Annotated in this window: 11 protein-coding genes; 4 read left to right on the plus strand and 7 right to left on the minus strand. The window is 42.6% G+C overall.

The window, feature by feature from the left end; translation table 11 throughout:
• Positions 1 to 115: 115 nt before the first annotated feature.
• On the minus strand, positions 116 to 2323 hold the full coding sequence (locus H6G32_RS17065; RefSeq protein WP_190460407.1) for a CHASE2 domain-containing protein: 2208 nt from the start codon (positions 2321 to 2323) through the stop codon (positions 116 to 118).
• Positions 2324 to 2642: 319 nt separating this feature from the next.
• Entirely contained in the window at positions 2643 to 3449 is an 807-nt protein-coding gene (locus tag H6G32_RS17070) for an SAM-dependent methyltransferase (protein WP_190460409.1), read from the minus strand.
• 628 nt (positions 3450 to 4077) lie between these two features.
• Here H6G32_RS17070 and H6G32_RS17075 point away from each other — a divergent pair.
• Together H6G32_RS17075 and H6G32_RS17080 are read left to right on the plus strand one after the other, a co-directional pair.
• Entirely contained in the window at positions 4078 to 4650 is a 573-nt protein-coding gene (locus H6G32_RS17075) for a hypothetical protein (RefSeq protein WP_190460411.1), read from the plus strand.
• 100 nt (positions 4651 to 4750) lie between these two features.
• A complete protein-coding gene (locus H6G32_RS17080) occupies positions 4751 to 4960 on the plus strand; it encodes a hypothetical protein (protein ID WP_190460413.1) in 210 nt (69 codons plus the stop codon).
• Between the two features lie 193 nt (positions 4961 to 5153).
• Here H6G32_RS17080 and H6G32_RS17085 read toward each other — a convergent pair whose 3' ends face one another.
• From H6G32_RS17085 to H6G32_RS17100, 4 genes are all read right to left on the minus strand, one after another.
• Complete coding sequence (locus H6G32_RS17085; protein WP_015206862.1) at positions 5154 to 5492, minus strand: P-II family nitrogen regulator; 339 nt, start codon at positions 5490 to 5492, stop codon at positions 5154 to 5156.
• Between the two features lie 183 nt (positions 5493 to 5675).
• Positions 5676 to 6242, minus strand: a complete 567-nt coding sequence (locus tag H6G32_RS17090; protein ID WP_190460417.1) for a cell division protein ZapB — start codon at positions 6240 to 6242, stop codon at positions 5676 to 5678.
• Between the two features lie 49 nt (positions 6243 to 6291).
• Positions 6292 to 7137, minus strand: coding sequence for a bifunctional hydroxymethylpyrimidine kinase/phosphomethylpyrimidine kinase (gene thiD / locus H6G32_RS17095; RefSeq protein WP_190460420.1), 846 nt, complete (start codon positions 7135 to 7137; stop codon positions 6292 to 6294).
• Between the two features lie 375 nt (positions 7138 to 7512).
• Positions 7513 to 7950: a hypothetical protein gene (locus H6G32_RS17100; RefSeq protein ID WP_190460421.1), complete on the minus strand. Its 438-nt coding sequence runs from the start codon at positions 7948 to 7950 to the stop codon at positions 7513 to 7515.
• Positions 7951 to 8061: 111 nt separating this feature from the next.
• Here H6G32_RS17100 and H6G32_RS17105 point away from each other — a divergent pair, with 111 nt between their 5' ends.
• Positions 8062 to 9912, plus strand: coding sequence for a S8 family peptidase (locus H6G32_RS17105; protein WP_190460423.1), 1851 nt, complete (start codon positions 8062 to 8064; stop codon positions 9910 to 9912).
• A 54-nt stretch (positions 9913 to 9966) separates the two neighbouring features.
• A complete protein-coding gene (locus H6G32_RS17110; protein WP_190460425.1) occupies positions 9967 to 10203 on the plus strand; it encodes a hypothetical protein in 237 nt (78 codons plus the stop codon).
• Here the strand turns inward: H6G32_RS17110 and H6G32_RS17115 are convergent.
• Positions 10190 to 10513, minus strand: coding sequence for a thioredoxin family protein (locus H6G32_RS17115; RefSeq protein WP_190460428.1), 324 nt, complete (start codon positions 10511 to 10513; stop codon positions 10190 to 10192). The genes H6G32_RS17110 and H6G32_RS17115 overlap by 14 nt on opposite strands.
• Between the last annotated feature and the right edge of the window lie 867 nt (positions 10514 to 11380).

The following is an 11380-nucleotide window of genomic DNA, read 5'->3' on the forward strand; positions in this document are numbered from 1 at the left end:
ACTCAATACAGGATCTTTCCATTAGACTCACATTTTTGTTGTTTTTAGGAACTTCCAGAAAAGGCGTTGCATAGCGATGCCTGCGACGGGCGGAGCCATAGCCAAAGTTTTCGGTCTACTGACTTTTCCTCTGCCTAGAGTGACAAAAAAGGGCTACTGGCACAGCAATTAGTGCTAGTGCAGGTGGAACGAGTGGAATCCATCCTCCTTTGACAAAGACACCCAAACAAATGCTCAATAAAAGTAACAGCGCGATCGCCACAGCTATAGCAAGATGCCAGGAACGACGAAAGCACAAAGCTAGAATACCCCCCAAGCATGACCATCCTGCAATCCAAAGAGCTTCTAGCCGACTCGTCCACCACCAAATTAAGGTTCGCCCATCAAGAACTGTACTAAGAATATGAGCGATCGCATGAGCTTGAACAAATATACCTGGTATTTGTTTGCGATTAGCGGATGCAGTTAAACTGTATGGTGTTTTCCAGCGATCGGAGGCACTCGGAGCGGTCACACCAATCATCACAATTCGATCCTTGACCGATGTGATTAATTCCGGAGCAATCCGATCCTCTAAAATATCTCTTAAAGATACTTGTTGGGCAATATCTAGAGGAGAACGCAAAGAGCGATAATTCAGCAATATTTGATAACCGGAGGCATCTATGTTTTGATAGCCACTGGTGTGATTTGTTAATCGTGGAAAAATTACTTTACCAATCTGTAATTGTTCATCTGAAGTGATGCTGGCTGCAACCCCTTGAGCATCTAGATAGTGAAGTGCCATCTGAAGACCTAAAGCATATTCGGCGATGCAAACAGATGTAATTGGCGGTGTTAAATTTAGCAAATGACGACGCACTACTTCGTTATCGTCTGCAACAAAATCACTGAATCCCAAGCGAGATTGTGGTACTTCTGGAGGAGGTGAAATACCATCTGGAACTCCATCTTCAGGAGATGGCACTTTACAAGGAACAAAAAAGCGTTGGTCAGAGCGCAAGCGATTTGCTAACTCAGGATATTTGGGATTTACAGGAAAATCACGATAAATGTCTATACCTATGGTTCTCGGTTGATACTGCTCCAGTTTTTTTAGCAGTTCCATGAGCGCTTGATCAGATAGCGACCACCGGATAGGCATCTGCTTCTGGTTTTGATATTGAATATCAGCTTCATCTATGGTTACCAATAGGAGACGCGAATCTTGTTGTTCTATTGGTCGCATGGCCATAAGACGATCAAAAGCCTGTAGCTCAAAAGGTTGGAGCATTCCCATATATCTAATACCGATAATGGCTAAGGCGATTACTAAACTCAAAATTAATCCTTCGCAGATATGGGAGCAAGTGTTCACGAAGTTCTGAAAAACAGCTTTTTTCGATAGCCGGAATATATTTTTTTTGCCTCCACTAAACTTATGAATCTGAAGACGTTGGCACTGCTCGGCTTTCAGTTGCTCTAAAACTATCTGCGGTTGTTGTAGTCGATTTTGGGCTATGGGTGCGATCATAGCATCAATGACCTTTGCTAATTCATCAGAAATATGAGGTGCTTGATCTCGCCAAAGCAGATGATCGGTTTGAGGATCTTTAGGCAAATCATTAGGATGTATTCCTGTCAACAAATGCACAAAGCTACACCCTAGAGCAAAAAAGTCTGATTGATAAATGGCTTGACCTTTAATTTGCTCCATTGGTGTATATCCAGAAGAATAAACTCTAGTAATATCACCTGTATCTAGTTTCTCGATATAAGTCGTTGTCACCCTTCTTGCTGCCCCAAAGTCAATGAATACTAGTTGCTGATCGGGGCGTAGCATAATATTTGATGGCTTAATATCTCGATGTATAATCTGTTCTTTATGCAATTCTGCTAAAAGCTTAATCAGTTGTAACAACCAATCAATGGCTAATTCTTCCGACAATACCCCATTTTGTTGCAACCACTGAATTAAATTGTGTCCAGGAATTTTATCCATGACCAAACAGTGGAGTTGCCGACAACTGTCTTTAAGTTTAAAAGTAAAGCAAGTATCTACTTGCGGAACTCCTAAATGAGTCAATTGCCGGAGAATACTGTCTTCTTGTTCAAAGAGTTCTCTTAAACGAAGACGATTACTCGTCAAAACTTTTAAAACTTTTGTAGTTCCTAAGTTATCTACTTCAAATATCTCAGTGTGATGATTTCGATTTAATTGTCGTAAAGGACTGATAATGCGATATCGCTCATTAATAATTAAGCTAGAACCACAGGACTGGCAATAATCTTGATCATCGGGGTTTTGACGATCAATGCACCAGGGATTGATGCAATAACTCATATTTCTATATTTGGGTTAAAGACAAGATAGGCGCAAAATTTATCACGATGTAAAGTCTTATAAATCAGCCATCTATTGAGGGCGTATTGTAGGTTTATGAGGTACAGTAACGTAAGGATTCAGGTCATACCAAAATCTCTATAATCGTTTCCTAATTACGGTTTCCAGCCATTAGCCACAAATTTATATTCTCAATAAGAATTGCCTAACGCCTATATTTTCCTGCTTTATTGCGACTAAGGTTATCAGCCAAAGTCAATTTTGAAACTGGCTCTGCGACTGGGTTTTAAACACCTGAATCCTTACAAAATATCAAATATTAATCTTCTTTGACACCTAGAACAAAAAAGATATGTGGAACATCAGGAATATTACGGGCGGGAAATTGATAAGTAAATCTCCCAAAAGAAGCCCCCTCTTCCCCTGGTTGAATGGCTGATACTTTCCAATCATAAGCAGCAAAAAAAGATTCAGGCTCGTCACAACTAAATTGCCAATATTTAGCCCATTCATCAGAACCATTACAAATAACTGTGTTGATCACATCAGCACCGAAATAACTTCCTTTTGCAGACAAATTTTGGATGTCTCTTAGGAGATTTTTGGCTTCTATTGGGTTAAGATAATAGAGAAATCCTTCTAATAGCCAAATGGTGGGTTCTGAAGTTTGATAGCCTTCTTTTAGAAGCAATTGAGACCAAAAGGATTCTTTTAAATCAGCACAAATTGAATGGCGAGTACAGTTAGGAATAACACCGTTTAAAACCGACTCTTTATAAAGCATTACATCGGGTTGATCGATTTCATAAACATGAGTTCCAGGTGGCCAATTCAGACGAAAAGCTCTTGTATCCATTCCCGAACCCAAAAGAACGATTTGCCGTATATTATCAGAGTATTTATTCAGAAAATCATCAAAAAAGCGAGTCCGAACCGATGTAAATGGCCTCCCTTGTTTTTCATATTCTTCTAAGGTGGGAATGGCTGCTTCAATGGCTTCTTGACCTGCTAACTGTGCTGCTAAAGGGTCGGTAAACAAAGCATCAGGTCTTTGGGTTTCGATGGCACGACCAGCAGCCATAACTTTAGCGGTAAAACTCACGCTAGTTTCTGTTGCTTCAGACATTCTGTTCCTAATATTGGTTAATTCACTTAGGGATTTTACTATATTTGTGGCGAGCCAGTGCGATTTTGTTAATTTCTCAAATATTGATTTATACCAAAGGCATATCAAAATATCCGGTGATTATGTGGTGAATTTACATAATATTCCCCAGCCTTGGGAGGCTGCTATTAATTTACCACCAGAAATCTTTGAAATATAGACACAGGAAGCGTTTTCAGACCCGGAGAGCAGGTTTTTACATACATCTCGGCTCAATACCAGTAAAGCCTTGCCGTCATTGAAACCTCTGCTGCCTGTCCCCAAAACCTCGGTGATTAACTTGGTGTGGCATTGAGCCGAGATCGCTTTTTGAGGGAAGCTTTCTGGTTTACTGATCAGCTATTAGACGGTCTCAGTAGAAAATGTATTTTGTTTAACTTGACAACATACTTTACCATCGTTTATTCTGAACGTTAGAAAATAATAGACGCATAATAGCTAGTTATTACAATCCTATATAATATTCAAACACAGACCTGTGGAATCTTTCTCTCTGAGGGAGCCAGATATCAGGTGTTTGTAAATTAAATAGGATTCCTATATCTGGAATGTGTCTGTTAAAAGGCTTATATGAGAAAAAAGAGAATTTATGAAAGAAAGAATTACGGTTTGGGCTGCTCGTTTTCTGTCTTTAGCACTGTGTTGCTTATTAAGCTTTGGTTTGCTGCACGTACCATCAGCATCCGCATCTGAGGGTACTACACGGCTTGCAATACCACCAGGTGAACAAAACACTATTGAGCTGCAGTGGCTGGGAGCTCCTCCTAATTACTTTTTAGATGTTCAACTAAGCGGAACGGCTAACGGAACATCGGTAATTGCTTTTCCTGGCAATGGAACTCCTAACCAGAGATGGGTAGTTGGTCGCGCAAGTATGGGTGTCTGTGACAGAGTACTTAGCATCCTTGATACTCATAATCCTGATAGCTTCTTGGCTCTAGCTGTTAACGCTCAGAACCAACTGATTGTTCGGACAGTTGGAATATTTGAGAAACCCACTTATGATTTACAGTGGCAATTTGTAAATGGTCGATTAGCCAGTTGTAACGAACCAAATTCAGTAATAGTCCCAATAGAGGCAACTGGACCAACTGGAAATAGAATTTTTCATCTTAGTTTAGAGCAACCACAGATATTTGTGACAGCATCTCTGGGATCATAGGAAAGAGTTGAAAACCCTTTGAGAATGTGACTCGGAGCGTGGCGAAGAGACTCATCTGAATCTCATAACCATAGAACCCATTTGACAGCTTAGAAGAGTCTTGCACTCTTCTAAGCTCGATTACCGCCAAAAGTGCGATCGCCTAGCTGAGAGGCAAGCAGGTATACAAGGGAAATCTATACCTGATTCGCTTGAGGATAAGGTGGCACGAGCTAAAGTCAATATTCAATTTGTCATGGATAGTGCCAAGTGGAATAGTCCAGAGCATATGGCAGCCAGTCTTAAACTTGTGCTGGAGGGTTTGAGGTAAGAAGAATATTATGCTCTTTGTAAGTACTTTAAGGCGTCTCTTGCTCACCTACAGGTTCTTTGCCTGTTCCAACTGACCCCCACCCCAGATCACTAATTCAACAGAAAGCGCTGCTGATTTCGGAGATGAAGAAATAAACTTGCCATCCTTCATCCGCTCATTCAGCAACGCCCACCATCTAGAAACTCAGTACTTAGACAGCTTCTGTGTTCTTTTCCCCGGTACGAATCCGAATCACTTGCTCCACAGGTGAGATGAAAATTTTACCATCACCAATTTCACCAGTACGGGCGGCGGCGATAACTTTATCTACCACCATATCAACCTGGCTGTCTTCCACAACGATTTCTACCTTTAGCTTTTGCAGAAACTCAACTGTGTATTCCGAACCCCGATATCGTTCAGTTTGACCTTTTTGCCGTCCGAAACCCCGGACTTCAGAAACAGTCATACCCACAATTCCCGCATTGACTAAGGCAATTTTCACTTCATCAAGCTTAAATGGACGGATAATAGCTTCTACTTTTTTCATTTTTTCACTCCTAACTTCTAATAGCTTCGTTTATATATCTAACCAGATTCGCTGTCTGAAGCTGTAACTATAGTGGTACTTGTTTGAACTAGGCGCGTAAATGTTCTGCCTGAACAGTTCTAATACCAAGAGAATTTTCCCAGCTACTAAACAACCCAACACTGGTAGCTGTGTGCGTGTCAGCTAATTATTTTGATGTGCAAACAAGGGACGCACAACTAAATACCCAGCACTAAAAGCAGTCACCATAATGAAAAAGATGGTAAAAACTAACAACCACCCGCTGAGTTCCTTTACCTCAGGCTTAGGGACAGCATAATAACGGACTTCCTGTTCTTCAATAAACACTGGTTCTCGAATTGGTAAACTGGTGTCCACAAAGTCATCGCGGCGGCTTTTTTGAGGAGGAACACGGTTGACTTGCTGACGTGGAGGCGCTGGATTTACTGGAGCCTTAGTGGCAGTTTTTACCTGGGTAGCAGCACGGGGGGCTGGTGGAGAATTAGGTGTAGATGGGGAATCCACCAAATTTTGCAGGTGTAAACAAAGCTCAACTACCTTAGTAATCTCTTGCCGAAGTACTTGATTTTCTTGGGATAGTTGGTGATTTTTAGCGGAAAGTGAGTCTAATTTTGCCTGTGCTGCTTGTAACTCCGCTGTCAATTCCCGGTATACAGAAAGCGGTACAGAGGGAGAGTAGCTTGGAGTTCTTGGTGGGTTGCTGTGGACAGAACCTGTAGTTGTTCGCATCGGTGGCTGGCTATCAAAATAAGGTAATTAGATTAACAAGAGATAAGCCTTAGAAGGAATCGGCTTTCTCACCTCGACTTTTTAACAATGGGAAGAAATGCCCTACAGGGCCTTGTCCTTTGCCAATATCTAAGGAGTAGGTGAGGGCAGTGGTGACATACTCCTTTGCCTGTTGCACTGCTGACCACAAATCTGTGCCCAAGGCCAGATTAGCAGCGATCGCAGCTGATAGGGTACAACCAGTACCGTGAGTATTTTTCGTATCTACTTGTTTTGTCGTCAAAGTTTCCAATCTCTGCCCATCAAACCAAATATCCACACCACGCAAATTCCCCTCCATTCCTCCACCCTTGACTAACACCGCTTTTGTGCCTAAATTACGGTGAATCATTTGGGCAGCTAATTGCATACTCTCTAGAGAATTAATCTGTAACCCGCTCAAAATCTCTGCTTCGTAGCGATTTGGCGTAATAATAGCCGCCAGGGGAATCAGGGCATGGCACAGGGTACTGACTGCGTGATCATCAATCAATTGTGCCCCCGTGCGTGACACCATCACCGGATCAACTACTAGGTTAGCAATTTGTAAAGCTTCCACTTGCTGGGCAACAGCAGAGATAATTTCCTGGTTGAGTAACATTCCCGTTTTTGCTGCTTGGACGCCGATATCCTCTACCACAGCTTGAATTTGGGCTACAATCGCTTCAGTGGCGATCGCATCAACCCGCCTCACCCCCAAAGTATTTTGGGCTGTAACACAAGTTATCGCACTAGTACCGTGAACACAATGAAAGGCAAAGGTGCGTAAATCAGTTTGAATTCCCGCACCACCACCGCTATCTGAACCAGCAATGGTTAAAGCAACAGGTATGTTTAATGTTGAATTGGGTTTCATGGGTTAATTCCATATTTTTAGATAAATTTTAAATAAAGTGTATTTCTTCTGCTGGAAAAGGAGCAGAGTTTGTAATTACAATTCCCATTCAGCAATCCAAACCGTAACAGGACTTACGCAAAAATCGCCAAAAAGCTTAATTTATCTAACCGCCAAGACGCCCTTCGGAAAAACCTGTCCAAAATTGGCGGCTATATAATCTCGTTTTCACCGAAGTTATTGGGTGATGCCGCCCTGTGCAGCGAGTTTACCCATCTAACGAGTAGATTTTGGCTCAGGAACCGCCAATGAAAGGATAACTTTAGTGAAACCCCTGTTCGCCAAAAATTCCTAGAGTGTGGGTAAATCCTAGGTAAATCAAAAATTTTCTCCAACTCAAGATTCCCCACTTTCAGAGTGCAAGGTTTGCAATAGTCCCTGCAAATATTGGCCCCATTTAGCCGCCAAAGGGATTTCTGTAAACGGAATACGCACCGAGTCAGTATTTGAGGAAAAGACAAATTCTAACTCAATAGTCCGTCCTTTCTGGGGTGGGTTTTCTATCTCTACTTCTTTTTCATTAACTAACAGGCGGATTTGTTGGACTGCTAGTAAAGAAAATGTCCCTAGATCAATCGGGCCCTTGGCTGTAGGTTTACCCCAAGTAATATTGTCACCTTTTTGACCCAATACTGCATAAATATCATACTTAGCCCGCTCAAATTGCTCTGCCCAGATACCATAAGCCTCAACTTTTTGATACTCCCTTGCACCCTGCCAAGCTAACCAGAAAAAAACCACTAACAGCGGTAACCACAAAAGACCACGTTCCATCGTTTAAATAGCCCTGAGCGAAATTTGTAACTAAAATGCAAAATCCACCAACAAAGGATCGAGATAAGTTATTGTAGTGAGCAAACTGGCGAAAAGCGGTAATGAGTTTATATGAGAAGGCTTATATTATTGTGCTTGTTTATCATTGGGCTAGGAGCTAGCGTCTTTGGGTTCCTGAATTTTCAAGGATTGGCAGCTAAAGGTGAATTTGAGACAATTCTGCTGGATTTTAGGGAAGATATTGCCGCCAAGGTAGTGCAGCAGGATCTAGAAGCGATCGCTAAACTTTACAACGTTACACCCCAACTGGATAATAAATTTTCCGCCAAAGATAACGTGTATATTATCAAAGGCGATCGCCAGCGGCTCAAAGAACTCAAAGCATCACCATTCGCCAAAGCCACAGAAATCATCGAACCAAATTACATTTACAGCAAAATTCCCCAACCAGGTGAAGCCGCTGGACTAGGAGAATTTTTGCCCCCCCAAGATGATCACGAGGCAACCCCCTCATTAACTGGCCCCAATGACCAATTTTACAGTAAGCAGTGGAACCTGCACAAAATTGGCGTTGAAGGCGCGTGGACTCTCACCAAAGGCAGCGGTATTACCGTTGCTGTCATTGACACCGGGATTACTAAGGTTCGCGACTTGAATGAAACAAAATTCGTCAAAGGCTACGATTTTGTTAACGACAGAGAAGAAGCCACAGACGACAACGGACATGGTACCCACGTGGCTGGTACTGTAGCCCAATCCACTAATAACAAATATGGTGTTGCCGGAATTGCCTACGAAGCCAATCTCATGCCATTGAAGGTATTGGGTGAAAATGGCGGTGGTACTGTTGCCGATATTGCCGAAGCGATTAAATTTGCTGCCGATAAAGGCGCAGATGTGATTAACATGAGCTTAGGTGGTGGCGGTGAGAGCCAACTAATGAAGCAAGCAATTGAGTATGCCTACAACAAAGGCGTAGTCATCATTGCCGCCGCAGGGAATGAAAGCACCAACGGCGCCAGCTATCCAGCCCGTTATCCCCACGTCATCGGTGTTTCCGCATTCGGGCCCGATGGAGAAAAAGCACCTTATTCTAACTTTGGTGCTGGCGTTGATATCTCCGCCCCTGGTGGTAGTCAAAGCGGGGGAATTCTGCAAGAAACAATCAATGAAAACGGCGAAGCAGCATTTCTGGGACTCCAAGGCACAAGCATGGCCTCTCCCCACGTTGCCGGTGTAGCAGCATTGATTAAAGCTGCGGGGATTAAAGAACCTGATGAAATTTTAAAAGTCCTCAAGCAGTCAGCACGAGTAATCCAGGATGATGGTTTGAACTATTATGGCGCTGGACAACTTAATGCTGAAGCCGCAGTCAAACTGGCAACCCAAGGGCAAATTAGTTTTCCTGATTTCTTCCGCTGGTTGCGGGATAACGGCTATCTTAACCCCGGTTTTTGGATTGATGGCGGCGCGATCGCACTCATGCCTAAAATTTTAATGGTATTAGGTTCCTATCTCCTCGCTTGGTTTTTACGGGTTTACTTCCCCTTTGCTTGGAGTTGGTCTTTATCCAGTGGCTTAATTGCCGGCAGTTCAGGGTTATTCTTCCTCAAGGGAATTTACATCTTTGACCTTCCCCAGTGGCCCTTCCGAATTTTGGGCAGTTCCATCCCCGAATTAGGTAACGCCCTTCAGGGAACCGATCCCTTAAATCCCTTATTTGCCAGTGTGCTGATTCCCATTATTTTCATGGCCTTGCTGCTGGGACATCCTAATTGGAAATGGTTCGCCGTTGGTTCCACCCTAGGCATTGCAGCTTGCTTGACAGTTAGTGCCTTTTATGACCCAGCCGTTTGGGGACTAGGAAGTAGTAACTTAGCTCGCATCTTCCTAATCTCCAATGCCATACTTTGTTATGGACTGGCTCGTTTAGCATTGCAAAACGAAGGCAAAACAGCTTAAATAATCGTAGGGTGGGCATTGCTCACCCCGCACTCAACACTCACAGCACTGTTTATGAGCAACATTACAGTTACAGGCACAATCCAACGCCGCGAGATTGGTATGGGTGCATGGGCATTCGTTGCAGATGAGGGCGTTACCTATGAAATTCTCAAAGGCGCTGACAAAAGCTTACTCAAATCAGGACAACAAGCCAAAGTAACAGGACAAGTGCGCGAAGATATCATGACCATTGCCATGATTGGCCCTGTCCTAGAGGTAAAATCCTTCGAGTTAATTAATTCTGACTAGCTGCACCAGCCAGCACCTCTTGAATACGACTTCTAAATTCCCCTTTGGGATATCCACCTTTGACCTCGCCAACAATCTGAAAATCTCCTTCGGGAAAATCGCAGATAATGTAAGTAGGCCATCCCATATCTGATTTATCAGGGTACTGAGTCAGCAAAATTTGGCGATACTTGCGGTAAGTAGCAGTATCCTGCATTTTTACATCGATAAATTGCAAACCCAGTTCCTCAGACACTTTTTGGTCATAAAAAGACATCTTGTGGCAGATACCGCACTCTTCTGATGAGAACTTAATCACGGCTAAACTCATGGGTTGGTAACCCTCTCGGCTCTAGGTACAACAATTTAGGATATGTTATAAAATACTAACAGATTGCTAGTAACCTAACAATGGCAATCAAGCAATTCTAGGCTAAGATTATATAAAAATTATTAAGAATGCTATAATATATCGCGGCGATCATTCTGGAGTCAGTCCCTTAGCTGAAAATGGAGTCAAAGCGATTCAGAAACTAAGTTTTGCTCTTTCCTAAAAACAGGAGTACACTTAGATTCTACAAGCAGTAGCACCAAGACTTAGATTGCGCTTGTTGCGTTAGTATATTTCCACCGTTCTATACTTGGTGGACAGGGGATGCAAAGCAAAGTATTTCCAAAAAAAATCCCCAGTGGGTGTTAGCCAAAGGGGAAAGTTAAGTTATCAGGGTGCATCTACCAATTAAATGTTCTCAGGTGTGGCACAATTCTCCGGATAAATTTATCTAAAAGTCGGTAGTTTTTATTTAAAATAAAAAAATCCCCAGTGGGTGTTAGCCAAAGGGGGAAGTTAAGTTATCAGGGTGCATCTACCAATTAAATGTTCTCAGGTGTGGCACAATTCTCCGGATAAATTTATCTAAAAGCCGGTAGTTATTCTTGGAAATAAAAAACCCCCCAGTGGGTGTTAGCCAAAGGGGGGAGTTAAGTTATCAGGGTGCATCTACTAAATTAATTCTTCTGGGTTTAAGTGGCAGGTTCCGGACAAATATGGGTGTGTCGCAGCTGTTGCTGCTGGTTAACCAGAGAAAAAATCCCCAGTGGGTGTTAGCCAAAGGGGAAAGTTAAGTTATCAGGGTGCATCTACCAATTAAATGTTCTCAGGTGTGGCACAATTCTCCGGATAAATTTATCTAAAAGT

The organism is Cylindrospermum sp. FACHB-282 (assembly GCF_014697195.1).
GTDB lineage: Bacteria > Cyanobacteriota > Cyanobacteriia > Cyanobacteriales > Nostocaceae > Cylindrospermum.